Origin of the sequence: Rhodophyticola sp. CCM32, assembly GCF_004751985.1 — a bacterium.
GTDB lineage: Bacteria > Pseudomonadota > Alphaproteobacteria > Rhodobacterales > Rhodobacteraceae > Rhodophyticola.
Genome location: NZ_CP038492.1, coordinates 1,707,514 through 1,721,813 on the forward strand (window position 1 = coordinate 1,707,514; position 14,300 = coordinate 1,721,813).

Genomic DNA, 14,300 nt, shown 5'->3' on the forward strand with positions numbered 1-14,300 from the left:
CCCCCTTGCCCGATGCGCAGACCAGACGGGGATCATCCGCCGGTGTCAACGGCAAGCGACCCGTGATAAGGAAAAGGAAAATCTTCTGACCAGGCCGGACAGCATGACATTGTTACAGATTACATCGCTCTTGATCGTTCTGGCCGGAGGCTTTGGCGCGATGAATTATCTGTTCCTGCGCCTGCCCTCATCCATCGGCATTCTGGTGGTGGCACTGGCCGCCTCGCTGGTGGCGCTTGGGGTCGATCTGGTCTTTCCCGCGCTTGGCATCACCGATCAGGCCCGGGCGCTGGTCACCGGCATCGACTTTTCCGAAGCCCTGCTTGAGGGGATGCTGGGCCTGCTGCTGTTTGCCGGTGCGCTGCATGTGAAGATCGAGGATCTGCGCGCCGAGTGGCGGGTGGTGGCCCTGATGGCAACCATCGGTGTGGGGCTGTCAACGGTGCTGATCGGGGTCGGATTTTCCTGGATCACCGGCATGCCCCTGCTGATTGCGCTGACCTTCGGGGCGATTGTCACACCGACCGACCCGGTGGCGGTTCTGGGGGTGCTGCGGGCCGCCAATCTGCGCAAATCGCTGGAAACCAAGATTGCCGGCGAAAGCCTGTTCAATGATGGCGTGGCCTATGTGGTGTTTCTGATCCTGCTTGGCCTGGCCTTCACCGGCGGTGACCATCATGGCGGTGGCGAAGGGGGCGGCGGGCTGGCCGAGGCCGGTTTGCTGTTTGTGCAGGAGGCGTTTGGCGGGGCCGCGCTTGGCGCCGTGCTTGGCTGGCTGACCTTTCGGGTGATGCGGCGGATTGATGACCCCTCACTTGAGGTGCTGCTGACGCTTGGGCTGGCCTTTGGCGGCTATGAACTGGCCATCGCGCTGCATGTATCGGCCCCGATCATGGCGGTGGTGGCTGGCCTTCTGATCGGGCATACGGGCCCCAAGGGCGGCATGTCGGAACGCACCCGCGCGTATGTGGATGCGTTCTGGGAACTGATCGACGAGATATTGAACGCCATCCTGTTCCTGCTGATCGGGGTCGAGGTGTTTGCGATTGCCTTCGACTGGAGCCTTCCGGGCACCGGGGCTGCGGCCATCGCCCTGGCGCTTCTGGCCCGTCTGGTTGCGGTCTCGGTGCCGGTTCTGATGCTGCGCCCGTTCCGCGATTTTTCTCAAGGGGTGATCCCGATCATGACCTGGGGCGGGCTGAAAGGCGGTATTTCGGTCGCTCTGGCGCTGTCACTGCCCGAAGGAGACTGGAAACCGCTGATCCTTGGGGCGACCTATATGGTGGTGGTCTTCTCGATCATCGTTCAGGGGCTGACTGTGGGGGCTTTGGCCAAACGGTTGACCTAAAGCTTTTCGAGTTTAACCTGAGACATATGTCATCACTTTTCGCGTTCGACCGAAGGGAGAGGCAGAGAACAAGTGATTCATGTTTAACTCGAAACGCTATAAAACCTCGGATTGCCCATGGTCAGGGTTTTCGCACAGGTCGCTTTGCCTTAAGGTTTTCTGCGTTTGATTTCGGCAAGACCGATGGCCGCCGCAGGTTTTGGCGCATGGCCATATATTTTGAAAAAGGGTATTTCAGAAAAAATGCGACCTGCTGTAAAACTCCCATTTGATATTCAGGCGGAGATCCGGCCATGACCGACACGATTGAGGCACGCTGCGAAACAAAAGGTCTGCGGATGACAGATCAGCGGCGGGTGATTGCGCAGGTGTTGGAACAGGCCGCCGACCACCCGGATGTGGAGGAGCTTTACGCCCGTGCCTCGGCCCGCGACCCGCGGATTTCCATCGCCACGGTTTACCGCACCGTGAAGCTGTTCGAGGAATCGGGTATCATTGAGCGGTTGGAGTTTGGCGATGGCCGCGCACGGTATGAGGATGCAGAGCGGGACCATCATGATCATCTGATCGACATGAATTCCGGCGCGGTGATCGAATTTGTCGATCCCGAGATCGAAGCCCTGCAGGAAAAGATCGCCAGAAAGCTGGGCTATCAGTTGAAGGGTCACAGGCTGGAACTCTATGGCGTGCCTCTGAAAAAGAACTGACTGCCCCCGGAAACGGAATTCTCCAGAATTCCGTCGGTTTTCCTCAAGGAAAACGGGCCGGCCCCGGCGCCAGAGCTTTCCCTTGCCTGATTGCGGCGTTAGAGCAGACGGGCAGCCGAGACAAAAAGGCCCCCGATACATGGAAAACATACGTGGCATGGCGTGGATGACGCTGGCGATGCTGGGCTTTGCCCTGGCCGATATGTTCATCAAATTCGCCTCCCATACGCTGCCTGTGGGGCAAATTCTGGCGATGTTCGGGTTTGGGGGCGCGGTGATCTTTGCCGCGCTGGCCAAACGTGAGGGGGCTGTGCTGGTCTCCCCGGTTCTGTTGACGCCGCCGGTCGTGATCCGCAACCTGTCGGAGATGTGCGGCACGATCTGCGTTGTCTCGGCCATCGCGTTGGTGCCGTTTTCCACCTTCTCGGCGATTTTGCAGGCCAATCCGCTTCTGGTCACGCTTGGCGCGGCACTGTTTCTGGGGGAACCTGTGGGCTGGCGCCGGTGGAGCGCGATTGCCGTGGGGCTGGCGGGTGTGCTGCTGATCATCCGTCCGGGGATGGACGGGTTTGATATCAACGTTGTCTTCGCGGTTCTGGGGGTGATCTTCATGTCATCCCGCGATCTGTCGACCCGGGCTGTCCCCAACTCTGTCTCGGCGGCGCAATTGTCGACCTATAGTCTGGCGGCGATTATCCCCGGCGGTCTGGCGGTTCTGGCGGTCACCGGGGGCGGGGCTGTCTGGCCCGAGCCGCTGATCTGGGGCGCGATGACCGGCGCGATCACCATGGGGCTGATTGCCTATTTCGCAATCACCAAAGCCATGCGGGTGGGCGAAATCGGCGCGGTGACGCCGTTCCGCTATACCCGCCTGATCTTTGCCCTGATCATCGCCTTGCTGATCTTTGGCGAACGCCCCGATGCGCTGACCCTGATCGGCGCGGCGATTGTGATTGCAACCGGGCTCTACAGCTTTGCCCGCGAGGCGAGATTGCGAGCCAAATGACACGGGGGGGCAATGGCACTGTTACCGCTAACAAACACCTACGATCCGGGCGCAAGCCCTGCTATAGACCCTGCAACATCAGATCTGTGAGGACCCAAATGAGCATCATCATCGACATTCACGCCCGCGAAATCCTCGACAGCCGGGGCAATCCGACCGTTGAGGTCGATGTGCTGCTGGAAGACGGCACCATGGCGCGCGCGGCGGTGCCATCGGGCGCCTCCACCGGGGTGCATGAGGCGGTCGAGAAACGCGATGGCGACAAGACCCGGTATATGGGCAAGGGCGTGCAGGAGGCCGTGGCCGCCGTGAATGGCGAGCTGGCCGAAGGTCTGGTGGGGTTTGACGCCACCGAACAGGCCGCGATTGATGCCACGATGATCGAGATGGACGGAACCGAGAACAAGGGCCGTCTGGGCGCGAATGCGATGCTGGGTGTCTCGCTGGCCGTGGCCAAGGCCGCCGCTGATTTCACCACACAGCCGCTGTATCGCTATGTGGGCGGCACCCAGGCCCATGTGCTGCCGGTGCCGATGATGAACATCATCAATGGCGGCGAACATGCGGATAACCCGATTGATATTCAGGAATTCATGATCATGCCGGTCAGCGCCACCTCGATTGCCGAGGCGGTGCGGATGGGCTCGGAAGTGTTCCACACGCTGAAAAAGGAACTGTCGGCGGCGGGTCTGTCCACCGGGATCGGTGATGAAGGCGGGTTTGCCCCCGATCTGTCCTCGACCCGCGATGCGCTGGATTTCATCCTGAAATCAGTGGAAAAGGCCGGGTATTCTGCCGGGGATGACATCATGCTGGCGCTGGATTGCGCGGCGACGGAATATTTCAGGGATGGCAAATATGTCTTTGCCGGGGAAGGAAAATCCCTGAGTGCTGCCGAAAATGTCGCCTATCTTGAGGCGCTGTGTGCCGATTATCCGATCCTGTCGATCGAGGATGGCTGTTCCGAGGATGACTGGGAGGGTTGGAAGATGCTGACCGACGCCCTTGGCGGCAAGGTGCAGCTTGTGGGCGATGATCTGTTTGTGACCAACCCGACCCGACTGCAAATGGGCATTGATCAGGGCGCGGCCAATTCGCTTCTGGTGAAGGTCAACCAGATCGGCACCCTGACCGAAACGCTTGCCGCAGTGGACCTGGCCCATCGCAACCGGATGACCTGCGTGATGTCACACCGCTCTGGCGAGACCGAGGATGCCACGATTGCCGATCTTGCGGTCGCCACCAATTGCGGGCAGATCAAAACCGGCAGCCTCGCCCGCTCGGACCGGCTGGCGAAATACAACCAGTTGATTCGGATCGAGGAACAACTGGCCGAGACCGCCAGTTATGCCGGGCGCAGCATTCTGCGCCGCTGAAGCGGCAGCACCGCCCGTTCTGGCGGGGCCACAGATATCATGAAGCGAGGTGGCCATATTACACCCGCTGAGACATGGAGCGTCCTCCTAGAGTACCCTGCCTTAAACCTGAGACATCGCTCATCACAAATGTCCCGAGAACGCGAAGCGTGGCAGGGTATTTGTGATTCAAGTTTAAGGCAGGGTGCTTTATAGCGTTTCGACTTTATGTTGAAACGCCTTTCGCTGCCTTTCGCCTTTGGCTCAAACGCGAAAGCCGTTCTACTGCTTCAATGTAAAGTCGAAACGCTATAAAATTCTGCACCATATGTACATTGCGCATAGGGCATCGCCCGCCCCGTGGGGGCGGTACGGGCGCTGCCCGGCGGTGCCGCCGGGCGGAAGGGTGATGTGGGGGTGATTATGATTCAGAATTTCAGGCCGGGCGCTTTAACCCCCCGGCTTTCCCTACTGACTGATCCGCCCGCCCCCGACCGCTGCGGCCACGCCGGTTGTGCCGGGGGCTGATGTGGTCATGCCCCGCATCACCCGCAGCGCCAGATATGCGAAGGCCTGCGCCTCCAGAAAATCCCCGTCCAGCCCGACCGCTTCAACCGGCAGAACCGGTATATCCAGCGCTGTCTGCAGGCCCGTCATAAGGGCCGGGTTCTTGCGCCCGCCACCGGTCACCAGCAATTGCGCAGGCGGGGCCGGCATATGCTCCATGCCCCGCACCACAGAGCCCAGGATGCAGCCCACCAGAGTGGCCATCGCATCCGCATCGGGCAGGGTCGAAACCTTCTCGACCAGATGGCCGAAATGCCCCCGATCCAGGGATTTGGGAGGTATTTTCACGAAAAACCTGTCTTCCAGAAACGCCGCGACAACGCCCCTGTCCACCTGCCCCGCCAATGCCAGGGCGCCATCCAGATCAAACGCCCCCAGCCCCCGCACCTGCATCAGATCGTCCAGCGGGGCGTTGGCAGGGCCGGTATCGAAGGCCAGCAAGGCCCCCGGTGCATCCGGCGCAGCGGCCAAAGGGTCCGCCCAGGTCAGATTGCCGACACCGCCCAGATTAAGAAACGCCAGCGGGGCCCCCCCGGCCCCGATCCAGCGGGCGCAGGCCCAGTGAAAGAATGGCGCCAGAGGCGCGCCCTGCCCGCCCAGTTCCACATCCGAGCTGCGGAAATCCCAGACCACGGGGCAGCCAAGCTCCCGCGCCAGACGTTCGCCATCACCGGCCTGATGGGTGCCGCGCAGACCCGGCGCATGGGCCAGGGTCTGCCCGTGAAACCCGAATGCGGCAATCGGGCCCAGATCGCGGGCAAGATCCAGATGGGCATCCTCGATCACCTCGGCGGCCTCGGCCACGCCCGCCTCTCCCGGCCAAAGGCCAAGGGCGCTGCGCAGGATCACCCGCTCCACCTCGGAATAGGGGCGGTATGCGGTCTGCCCGAAACCGGTGATCGCCACACCGTCGCTTTCGATCACCGCCAGATCGACCCCGTCCAGCGAGGTCCCCGACATTGCACCTGCAACGCGCATCGGACCTGCTTCGCTCTTTCCCTTCACGACCCGCCCCGCTATAGACCCGTTGCCAGAAGAATGGACGCATCGCGCATGACCTACCACCCCAAATCCGATTTCCTTCGTGAACTGACAACCCGGGGCTTCATTCAGGACTGTACCGATCTGCAGGAGATGGATGACCGCCTGATAAACGGGGTGGTGACCGGTTATATCGGCTTTGATCTGACTGCCACCTCGCTGCATATCGGCAATCTGGTGCAGATCATGCTGCTGCGCTGGCTGCAAAAGACCGGGCACCGGCCGATCACGCTGATGGGCGGCGGCACAACCAAGGTTGGCGACCCGTCAGGCAAGGATGAAATGCGCAAGATCCTGTCAGTCGACAGGATCAACGAGAATGCCGCCGGTATCCGCAAGGTTTTCTCGCGCTATATCTCTTACGGGGATGGCCCGACGGACTCGCCGCTGGTGAACAATGCCGAATGGCTGGACAAGCTGCATTACATTGATTTCCTGCGCGACATTGGCAAGCATTTCACCATCAACCGGCTGCTGGCCTTTGACAGCATCAAATCGCGGCTGGACCGGGAACAGGCCCTGTCTTTCATCGAGTTCAACTACATGTTGCTGCAATCCTATGACTATCTGGAATTGCATCGCCGCTATGGCTGTGTCCTGCAAATGGGCGGGTCCGATCAATGGGGCAATATCGTGTCGGGTGCCGATCTGATCCGCCGGGTCGAGGGGACAGAGGCCTTTGGCCTGACCACCCCGCTGGTGACCCGCGCCGATGGCAAGAAAATGGGCAAATCTGCCGATGGGGCCGTCTGGCTGAATGACGACATGATGTCGCCTTATGAATTCTGGCAATGGTGGCGAAATCTGCCCGATGCGGATGTGGGCAAATTCCTGAAAATGTTCACCGAACTGCCGGTGGAGGAATGTGACCGTCTGGGGGCGCTGGATGGCGCCGGGATCAATGATGCCAAGATCATTTTGGCCAATGAAGTCACAGGGTTGCTGCACGGAGTTGATGCCGCGAAAACGGCAGAGGCGACCGCGCGCGACGTGTTTGAACATGGCGGCACGGGCGATGACCTGCCAACGCTGACCCTGAGCGCCGAGGAGCTTGGCGGAGGCATTTCTATTGTGCAGCTGATCACCCGCTCGGGCCTGACCAAATCGGGGAAAGAGGCCAAACGCCTGATCGCCGATCAGGGCGCGCGGCTGAATGATGCGCCGCTCAGCGATGCGGGGCTGATGATCTCGGCAGCCGATCTGAGCCAGCCCATCAAACTGAGCGCGGGCAGGAAACGCCATGCGCTGGTGGTTCTGGGGTAACGACAGGCGCAGGCACCGTTACGGTTAACCGCCGGTTAGGCAATCGGGCGCTATAGCGTTTCGAGTTAAACATGAATCACTTGTTCGCTGCCTCTCCCTTCGGTCGAACGCGAAAAGTGATGACATATGTTTCAGGTTAAACTCAAAAAGCTTTAGGTTGCCTAATGCCAGAGCATCACCCATTTAATCTGCAACACATATACAGTGCGCAGAGGGCAGCGCCCGAGCCGAGGGGTGGGCGAGAAGCGCCCGCCCCGGGGGGGCGGCTCGGGCGCTGCCCGGCGGTGCCGCCGGGCGGGAGGGTGATGTGGGGTGGTTCAGAATTTCAGGCCGAAACTCCAGACGCCGCGCGCCACCCATCTGCCCCTGCTCTGCCCTTGCAACAATCGCCCCTCTATGCCGAGGCTCTTGCGGGTATCGGCGTTCCGGTCGTGCAACATAGCCTGCCCGGCGGGCAGGCGCTGGTGATCCGGCGGCGCTGGCCGGTGCTGGGCACGGTCGGGTTGATCTCGCGCGGGCCGTATTGGGCCGGGCTGCCCGGGTATCAGGCGCTGGTCGGGCTGCGCCGCGCAGCGGGTCTTGGCCACCTGATCATAAATGCGGAAACAGCGGCGGATGCCCGGGCATTGGACGCGGCGGGGTTTTTGCGCATCGCCGCCCCCCGCAAAGTGGCAGAGCTGCCCCTGACCGGTCTGGTGACAGATTTCTGGGCGGCGATGGGTGTGAAATGGCGCAACCGCCTGCGCCACGGGCAGAAATCCGGTCTAGTGACCCGCCAGACCGCGTTTCCCCCCGACCCGCATCATTGGCTTCTGGCCCATGATATCGCGCAACAGCACCGTCGGGGGTATCGCACCCTGCCCCATAACATCATTCTGGCCATGGCCGCCGCGTCTCCGGGTGCCGTGCAATTGTTCACGGCGCGCGCCAATGGGCGGATCATGGCGGCCATGTTGTTTCTGTGTCAGGGCAGCGTGGCCAGTTACCATATCGGCTGGACCAATCCGCAGGGCCGGGCAACATCCGCCCATAATCTGCTGCTATGGCAGGCGATGCAGGTCTTTGGCGCATCGGGGCACCGCATACTCGACCTGGGGGATTACGCGCCCGATCAGACCCCGGGTCTGGCCCGGTTCAAACGCGGCAGCGGGGCGGTCATCCGGGACCTCGGCGGTACATGGCTGGACAGTGCGATCCTTGCGCCGGTGATCGGGGCCCGGCGCCGGATGCGTCAGACCGGTCGCGAAAGTGACACCCTATCCGGCAACACCGCGCAACAGGCGGGCGCGCGCAGGCGGGATCGCCCTGATTTCCAGCCCGGTAAACACATGCAATGTGTTCAACTCCAGATCGACCACCGCATGATCACTGACCCAGCCACCCATTAACAGATAGGTGCGCAGCAAGGGCGGCATCTTGGCCCGGGCCTGTTTCAGATCGGGTTTGCGGCGCAATCGGCTGGCGAATCGAAAGACCGAGGGGGCCTTGACCCGGGGCAGCCAGCGTTTCGGCGCGATATGGCGATCCCTCAGCAGGGCGAAAGCATCATAATACTCCCGGGCCTCCACCCCGTGGAAGGAGGAACAGCCAAACAGCATCTCAACCCCCTCACGATCCACATAGGCGGTCATCGCACCCCAGGCGACACGCAGAATATCGGGATCGTGGCAGGCGGGGTGGATGCAGAACCGCCCCATCTCCACCATCGGGCCATCAAACTCCGTCAGTGCCGACAGTTCATAATATTGCGCCGAATATGACCGCGAAATCTCGGCCCCATCCGTCAGATGCAATATGCGGAAACAGCAGACCAGCCGCCCGGTTTTCACCTCTTCCACAAGCACATGGGCGCAAACCGGGTCATAGGCATCCGCATCCAGACCTGCCTGCGCCCCGCCCCCGGCACCGGAACAAAAAGCCAGATAGCGCAGCCTCTGCGCCGCTTGCAGATCCGCCTCGCCTTCGGCAAACCGGGCGCGATAACGTCCTTTCAACAAACTCAACATAGGCTCAAGCTCCTGCTTTTGCGGGGCCCTGGGTCAGGATGCGGGCATAGCCAACGCTGTCCCCATCCCCATTAAAGCAGTTTTTATGTGTTGTTAAGCGGCACCGCCGGGCAATGTATATGTGTTGCAGAGTTTTGGTCCGGCGGTCGAAAGGTATGCGCGCATGCATACCACCCGATCAGTTATCGGCACCCAGAATGCTGGCCACGTCGATCCGGCCGAAGTTCTGAAGGATCTGGCGCAGCAGGGTGACCTCTTCAATACCGCCATCGGTCACCCGGCGAGACAGGCGCACCACCTGCCCGTCTTCCAGGCCAAACCGTTCGATATTCTGCACCACGCCCTCATCATCGAAGGACACCGCAATAATGTTGCGTTCCGTGATCTGCGGGGCGCGATAGATGAAATTGCGCACCCGGTAATCGGTATAGAACCAGGCCTCATCGCGCATAACACCCGCAGCCCCGGGCGTGCCGATCGATGTTTCCAGACTTTCGCGTGTATCCACGCCGGGCACAATTGCGGTCAGTTCTTCTTCGGGTGGGATATACCCGTGATTGTTGAACGTGGCTGCACATCCCGCTGCGCCACACACCGCCAACGCCGCCAATCCAAGCCGCAGCCGCTGCCAAATGGGGGAGTTTTGCCCAATCACCATTGCCCAACCCTTTTGCCGCAGGCTCTTGCAAGGCCCGCAAATCCTTTTTATCGGCTTACCCGACCCGCGCGCACAGGGCAAGCTGTGCGCATGTCAACAATACCATGGGAGCTGTCCCGGAATGACCATATCACACCCCGCCCTGCCCCACGCGCCCCAACGCGTCCACGATCTGCGCCGTGACAAGGCCAGGGAGTTCTTGCTGATCCCGACCGCCCCGGAGATGGCGGCGATGGCCGATGCGCTGAAGATCGACGGGCTGCGCAAGCTGCGGTTTGCCGGCACGCTGGATATGGTGGCCGAGGGTGAACTCCATCTGACGGGCCATCTTGGCGCAACCGTCATTCAGCCCTGTGTTGTCACGCTGGCGCCGGTGACCACGCGGGTCGAGGCCGATGTGATCCGCCGCTTTCTGGCCGATATGCCACAGCCCGATCCGGCAGAGGAAGAGGTTGAAATGCCCGAGGACGAGACGATCGACCCCTTGCAGCCGGTCATCGACCTGGCCGAGGTGATGATCGAGGCATTGGCACTGCACCTGCCGCTTTATCCAAGAGCCAAAGACGCCGATCTGGAAGAGGCTGTATTTTCCGGCCCCGGCATTCTACCCATGCGGGACGAGGATGCCCGCCCGTTCGCCGGTCTGGCGGCTTTGCGCGACACCCTGAAAGACAGCGATCCCGAAACCGGGGATGACGGCGGGTAGCGCCTTTGTGGACAGGCCCGGATTAGGGCTTGCATGGCCCGGAAATCCGAGTATGTTCCCGGCCTCATTCGCAGCCAAGCAATGACGCATCTTTATCCAAGGTTGCGCCCGGTTAGACGGGGTCTGCCGGTTGGCAATTGGCGCAGGCGAGATGATAGGAATAGACAAGACGGAACCCAGGGGTAAAACCGGCCAGGCCGACCCCGCGGAAATTTGAGGTTGAGACATGGCTGTCCCCCAGAACAAAATCACCAAATCGCGGCGCAATATGCGCCGTGCCCATGATGCTTTGGTGGCTGATAACCCCAATGAGTGCCCCAATTGCGGGGAGCTGAAACGCCCCCATCACATCTGCCCCTCATGCGGGTATTATGCGGATCGTGAAGTGGTCGCCCAGGCCGACGAGATTGATCTCGACGACGACGCGGCCTAAGCGCACATGACCGATACGGCAGCATTGACCGGGGCTGATGTTCCCGGCACGGTTCTGTCTATTGACGCTATGGGGGGCGATCTTGGCCCCTCTTCTGTTGTGTCCGGCATTGCCAAATCCGCATCGAAAAACCCTGCATTGCAATTTATTATCCATGGCGATGAGGCGCAGCTGACACCTCTGGTTGAACGCAAGAAGATTCTGGCCGGGCGCTGTGATATTCGCCATGCGGATGCCGTGGTGACGATGCATGAAAAGCCCAGTCTGGTGATGCGCAGCGGGTCCAACACCTCGATGTGGTCGGCGGTGGAATGCGTCCGCGCGGGCGAGGCGAAAGTGGCGGTCAGCTGCGGCAATACCGGGGCGCTGATGCTGATGTCGATGCTGCGGCTGCGCAAGATCGAAGGTGTGAACCGCCCGGCCATTGCCTGCCTGTGGCCCTCGCGCAACCCGCAAAGCTTTAACGTGATGCTGGATGCGGGCGCCGATATTCGCGCCGATGCCCAGGACCTGCTGCAATATGCGCTGATGGGTGCAAGCTATGCCCGCAATGGATTTGATCTGGAGCGGCCCCGCGTCGGCCTGCTGAATGTCGGGGTCGAGGAACATAAGGGCCGGGCCGAGTTGAAGATGGCCCATGAACTGATCGAACGGGTGGCCCCCGCCGCCGATTTCGAATTTGTGGGCTTTGTCGAAGGCGGCGATCTGCCCTCGGACCGGGTGGATGTGATTGTGACAGACGGGTTTACCGGCAATGTGGCGCTGAAAACCGGCGAGGGAACGGCCCAGATGATCAGCGAATTGCTGAAACAGGCTTTCCGCTACTCACCCCTGTCCAGAATCGCGGCGATATTGTCCCTGACCTCGATGCGCCGCCTGTCCAAGCGGATCGACCCGCGCCGGGTGAATGGCGGCGTGTTTCTGGGGCTGAACGGCACTATTGTGAAATCACATGGCTCCTCTGACCCCACGGGTGTCGCGGCAGCGGTGAAACTGGCGGCGCGTCTGGCGGCCTCTGATTTTACCGAACGGCTGACCGCGCGGCTGAGCAATGCCGAGGCCGCCGCCGCCGCGGCAATGCTGGATAACGGAGGCGCCGCAGAATGACCTGTCGCGCAGTTGCCGTAGGTGTTGGCCATTACCTGCCTGAACGGGTGGTGCCCAATGCCGTGTTTGAAAGCCGGATCGACACCAGCGACGAATGGATTCGCGCCCGCTCCGGCATTGAACGCCGCCATTTCGCCGCCGAGGGGGAAACCACCTCGCAAATGGCGATCGCGGCGGCCCGCGCCGCCCTGGCCGATGCGGGGCTGGAGCCGAAAGATATTGACGCGGTGATTGTCGCCACCTCGACACCGGATCTGACCTTTCCATCGGCCGCAACCATGGTGCAGGCCGGGCTGGGCCTGAAAACCGGGTTCGCATTTGACGTCCAGGCGGTCTGCGCCGGGTTTGTCTATGCCCTGTCAACCGCGAATGCGTTTATCACCTCGGGTCAGGCAAACCGCGTCCTGGTGATCGGGGCGGAAACCTTCAGCCGGATCATGGATTGGGAGGATCGCACAACCTCGGTCCTGTTCGGGGACGGGGCGGGCGCGCTGATCATGGAGCGGCAGGAGGCCACCGGCGGATCGGAAGATCGCGGCATCCTGTCGGTTGATCTGCATTCCGATGGGGAATTCCGCGATCTGCTTTATGTGGATGGCGGTGTCTCGGCCACGCAATCCACCGGGGTTCTGCGCATGCAGGGTCGCGAGGTGTTCCGGCATGCGGTTGAAAAGCTTGCGGAAACCGCGCATCTGGCGCTGCAAAAAGCCGGTCTTGGGGCCGATGATGTCGACTGGATCGTACCGCATCAGGCGAATTTGCGAATCATCAGCCGTACCGCCCAGAAAATGGGTGTGGGTATGGATCGGGTGGTTGTGACGGTTCAGGATCATGGCAACACCTCGGCGGCGTCGATTCCCCTGGCCTTGTCCGTGGGCGTGGCGCGCGGGCAGATCAAACCGGGCGATCTGCTGGTGACGGAAGCCATTGGCGGCGGGCTGGCCTGGGGGGCTGTCGTTCTGCGCTGGTAAACCCGGTTCGGGTGGCAAATCAGCGCTTGTCCACAAGCCCTTGATATTGACTTGAGAAATCCCATCACTCATGCTGCCCTAAAATCAACGGGGAAAAACAGTATGGCCGGGAAAACACTTACACGAATGGATCTGAGCGAAGCGGTGTTTCGCGAGGTCGGCCTGTCACGCAATGAAAGCGCACAACTCGTCGAACGGGTGTTGGAGATCATGTCAGATGATCTGGTCGAAGGCGGGCAGGTGAAAATCTCGTCTTTCGGCACGTTTTCCGTGCGCAGCAAAACCGCACGTGTGGGCCGCAACCCCAAAACCGGCGAGGAGGTTCCGATCCTGCCGCGCCGGGTGCTGACCTTCCGGCCCAGCCATCTGATGAAAGATCGCGTGGCTGCGGGCAACCGCAAGTAAGGCCGCGCCGATGTCCAAATCCCCGCAGGCCTTCCGCACCATCCGAGAGGTGGCGGAATGGCTTGGCGTTGCGGCCCATGTGCTGCGGTTTTGGGAAAGCAAGTTCACGCAGATCAAACCGGTGAAACGGGCCGGTGGCCGGCGCTATTACCGACCGGCGGATATGGCCCTGGTGGGCGGTATCAAAGTGCTGCTCCATGATCAGGGCCTGACCATTCGCGGCGTGCAGAAAATGATCCGCGAAGAGGGTGTCGCCCATATCGCCAGCCTGAGCCCGCCTTTCGAGGAGGCCGGAACCGAGGCCCTGAACGGCGCATGGGAAGGCGATCACAAACCCGGGAATTATGTTCTGGAGATGGAGCCGGTGACCGAAACAGCCCCGCCAGCAGAGCCCGTCACCCTCTCCACCGGCCCTGCATCAGAGGCCGAAACGGCAACCAAACCCGCATCAGAACCCGCGCCTGAACCGGAACCGATACCAGCGCAACCAGCCCCGCCAGAACCCGAAGACATCGCGGAAACGGATGAGCAGATCACCAGCTTGCGTACCTTGGCCCGTCGCCGCCCCAGTCTGCCCGCAGATCGCCGCACAGACCTGGCGCTTGCGCTCGCCCGGTTGCAGACGCTCCGCGACAGGCTGGCCAAACCGCGTCCCTGATACGCAGCCCGTGATCCCCCCGGTTTCCACCTTGCGCATGGCCGCAAAATCGCTAGAAGGGCGGAACGT

General features: G+C 61.4%; 14 protein-coding genes and 1 pseudogene. 12 read left to right on the forward strand and 3 right to left on the reverse strand.

Translation table 11 applies throughout. The annotated features are described in order from the left end of the window. Window positions 1-103 precede the first annotated feature (103 nt). The 4 genes from E2K80_RS08365 to eno all read left to right on the forward strand — a co-directional run bounded on the left by E2K80_RS08365 (window position 104) and on the right by eno (window position 4,437). On the forward strand, window positions 104-1,348 hold the full coding sequence (locus E2K80_RS08365) for a cation:proton antiporter (RefSeq protein ID WP_135374468.1): 1,245 nt from the start codon (window positions 104-106) through the stop codon (window positions 1,346-1,348). A 293-nt stretch (window positions 1,349-1,641) separates the two neighbouring features. Further along, on the forward strand, window positions 1,642-2,055 hold the full coding sequence (locus E2K80_RS08370; RefSeq protein WP_135374470.1) for a Fur family transcriptional regulator: 414 nt from the start codon (window positions 1,642-1,644) through the stop codon (window positions 2,053-2,055). A 139-nt stretch (window positions 2,056-2,194) separates the two neighbouring features. Beyond that, window positions 2,195-3,061, forward strand: a complete 867-nt coding sequence (locus tag E2K80_RS08375) for a DMT family transporter (RefSeq protein ID WP_135374472.1) — start codon at window positions 2,195-2,197, stop codon at window positions 3,059-3,061. Between the two features lie 98 nt (window positions 3,062-3,159). Beyond that, on the forward strand, window positions 3,160-4,437 hold the full coding sequence (eno, locus tag E2K80_RS08380) for a phosphopyruvate hydratase (RefSeq protein WP_135374474.1): 1,278 nt from the start codon (window positions 3,160-3,162) through the stop codon (window positions 4,435-4,437). 447 nt (window positions 4,438-4,884) lie between these two features. Here eno and E2K80_RS08385 read toward each other — a convergent pair whose 3' ends face one another. Next, window positions 4,885-5,961, reverse strand: a complete 1,077-nt coding sequence (locus E2K80_RS08385; RefSeq protein ID WP_135374476.1) for an anhydro-N-acetylmuramic acid kinase — start codon at window positions 5,959-5,961, stop codon at window positions 4,885-4,887. A 75-nt stretch (window positions 5,962-6,036) separates the two neighbouring features. Between E2K80_RS08385 and tyrS the strand changes: the two genes are divergently transcribed. After that, window positions 6,037-7,287 carry a tyrosine--tRNA ligase gene (tyrS, locus tag E2K80_RS08390; protein ID WP_135374478.1) on the forward strand — a complete coding sequence of 417 codons (1,251 nt, stop codon included), beginning with the start codon at window positions 6,037-6,039 and terminating at the stop codon, window positions 7,285-7,287. A 716-nt stretch (window positions 7,288-8,003) separates the two neighbouring features. Continuing rightward, a pseudogene (locus E2K80_RS19540) lies at window positions 8,004-8,414 on the forward strand (GNAT family N-acetyltransferase); the annotation flags it as partial. A 129-nt stretch (window positions 8,415-8,543) separates the two neighbouring features. Here the strand turns inward: E2K80_RS19540 and E2K80_RS08400 are convergent. Both E2K80_RS08400 and E2K80_RS08405 read right to left on the reverse strand, forming a co-directional pair. Then, window positions 8,544-9,293, reverse strand: coding sequence for a GNAT family N-acetyltransferase (locus tag E2K80_RS08400; protein WP_135374482.1), 750 nt, complete (start codon window positions 9,291-9,293; stop codon window positions 8,544-8,546). Between the two features lie 178 nt (window positions 9,294-9,471). After that, window positions 9,472-9,951, reverse strand: a complete 480-nt coding sequence (locus tag E2K80_RS08405) for an outer membrane protein assembly factor BamE (protein ID WP_135374484.1) — start codon at window positions 9,949-9,951, stop codon at window positions 9,472-9,474. Window positions 9,952-10,072: 121 nt separating this feature from the next. Here E2K80_RS08405 and E2K80_RS08410 point away from each other — a divergent pair, with 121 nt between their 5' ends. The 6 genes from E2K80_RS08410 (at window position 10,073) to E2K80_RS08435 (ending at window position 14,231) form a co-directional block, all read left to right on the forward strand. Continuing rightward, window positions 10,073-10,657 carry a YceD family protein gene (locus E2K80_RS08410; protein ID WP_135374486.1) on the forward strand — a complete coding sequence of 195 codons (585 nt, stop codon included), beginning with the start codon at window positions 10,073-10,075 and terminating at the stop codon, window positions 10,655-10,657. 226 nt (window positions 10,658-10,883) lie between these two features. Further along, window positions 10,884-11,090, forward strand: coding sequence for a 50S ribosomal protein L32 (gene rpmF, locus E2K80_RS08415; RefSeq protein WP_135374488.1), 207 nt, complete (start codon window positions 10,884-10,886; stop codon window positions 11,088-11,090). 6 nt (window positions 11,091-11,096) lie between these two features. After that, window positions 11,097-12,197, forward strand: a complete 1,101-nt coding sequence (gene plsX, locus E2K80_RS08420; protein WP_135374490.1) for a phosphate acyltransferase PlsX — start codon at window positions 11,097-11,099, stop codon at window positions 12,195-12,197. Next, a complete protein-coding gene (locus tag E2K80_RS08425) occupies window positions 12,194-13,168 on the forward strand; it encodes a beta-ketoacyl-ACP synthase III (protein WP_135374494.1) in 975 nt (324 codons plus the stop codon). The genes plsX and E2K80_RS08425 overlap by 4 nt, the downstream gene beginning before the upstream one ends. 102 nt (window positions 13,169-13,270) lie before the next feature. Then, complete coding sequence (ihfA, locus tag E2K80_RS08430) at window positions 13,271-13,573, forward strand: integration host factor subunit alpha (protein ID WP_135374496.1); 303 nt, start codon at window positions 13,271-13,273, stop codon at window positions 13,571-13,573. A gap of 10 nt (window positions 13,574-13,583) precedes the next feature. Then, a complete protein-coding gene (locus tag E2K80_RS08435) occupies window positions 13,584-14,231 on the forward strand; it encodes a MerR family transcriptional regulator (protein WP_135374498.1) in 648 nt (215 codons plus the stop codon). Window positions 14,232-14,300: the final 69 nt, after the last annotated feature.

Coding starts and splice junctions, on each gene's coding strand:
- E2K80_RS08385 (WP_135374476.1), bottom strand. CDS start 5,961: ATGCGCGTTGCAGGTGCAATGTCGGGGACCTCGCTGGACGGGGTCGAT.
- ihfA (WP_135374496.1), top strand. CDS start 13,271: ATGGCCGGGAAAACACTTACACGAATGGATCTGAGCGAAGCGGTGTTT.
- E2K80_RS08375 (WP_135374472.1), top strand. CDS start 2,195: ATGGAAAACATACGTGGCATGGCGTGGATGACGCTGGCGATGCTGGGC.
- E2K80_RS08365 (WP_135374468.1), top strand. CDS start 104: ATGACATTGTTACAGATTACATCGCTCTTGATCGTTCTGGCCGGAGGC.
- E2K80_RS08410 (WP_135374486.1), top strand. CDS start 10,073: ATGACCATATCACACCCCGCCCTGCCCCACGCGCCCCAACGCGTCCAC.
- eno (WP_135374474.1), top strand. CDS start 3,160: ATGAGCATCATCATCGACATTCACGCCCGCGAAATCCTCGACAGCCGG.
- rpmF (WP_135374488.1), top strand. CDS start 10,884: ATGGCTGTCCCCCAGAACAAAATCACCAAATCGCGGCGCAATATGCGC.
- E2K80_RS08425 (WP_135374494.1), top strand. CDS start 12,194: ATGACCTGTCGCGCAGTTGCCGTAGGTGTTGGCCATTACCTGCCTGAA.
- E2K80_RS08435 (WP_135374498.1), top strand. CDS start 13,584: ATGTCCAAATCCCCGCAGGCCTTCCGCACCATCCGAGAGGTGGCGGAA.
- E2K80_RS08400 (WP_135374482.1), bottom strand. CDS start 9,293: ATGTTGAGTTTGTTGAAAGGACGTTATCGCGCCCGGTTTGCCGAAGGC.
- plsX (WP_135374490.1), top strand. CDS start 11,097: ATGACCGATACGGCAGCATTGACCGGGGCTGATGTTCCCGGCACGGTT.
- E2K80_RS08405 (WP_135374484.1), bottom strand. CDS start 9,951: ATGGTGATTGGGCAAAACTCCCCCATTTGGCAGCGGCTGCGGCTTGGA.
- E2K80_RS08370 (WP_135374470.1), top strand. CDS start 1,642: ATGACCGACACGATTGAGGCACGCTGCGAAACAAAAGGTCTGCGGATG.
- tyrS (WP_135374478.1), top strand. CDS start 6,037: ATGACCTACCACCCCAAATCCGATTTCCTTCGTGAACTGACAACCCGG.